The following is a 366-nucleotide window of genomic DNA, read 5'->3' on the forward strand; positions in this document are numbered from 1 at the left end:
CCGGTATCTTCATGGTCACGCGCATGTCGCCGCTGTTCGAACTGTCCGATAGCGCGCTGTCCTTCGTCACGGTGATCGGTGCGATTACTGCGCTCTTCATGGGCTTCCTCGGGATCGTGCAGAACGACATCAAGCGCGTGGTGGCTTACTCCACGCTCTCGCAGCTCGGCTACATGACGGTTGCGCTCGGCGTCTCGGCTTACCCCGTTGGCGTGTTCCACCTGATGACGCACGCGTTCTTCAAGGCGCTGCTGTTCCTCGGCGCGGGTTCCGTGATCATCGGCATGCACCACGACCAGGACATGCGCAACATGGGCGGCCTGCGCAAATACATGCCGATCACGTGGATCACGTCGCTGATCGGTT

1 protein-coding gene is annotated in these 366 nt (G+C 60.9%); it reads left to right on the forward strand.

Annotated elements, in window-relative coordinates:
- Positions 1-366: proton-conducting transporter membrane subunit (locus tag EN859_RS35945; RefSeq protein WP_281015678.1), on the forward strand; the 366-nt coding region annotated here is incomplete at both ends.

It is taken from the genome of Mesorhizobium sp. M00.F.Ca.ET.216.01.1.1, assembly GCF_004010325.2.
In the GTDB taxonomy this organism is placed as follows: Bacteria; Pseudomonadota; Alphaproteobacteria; order Rhizobiales; family Rhizobiaceae; genus Mesorhizobium.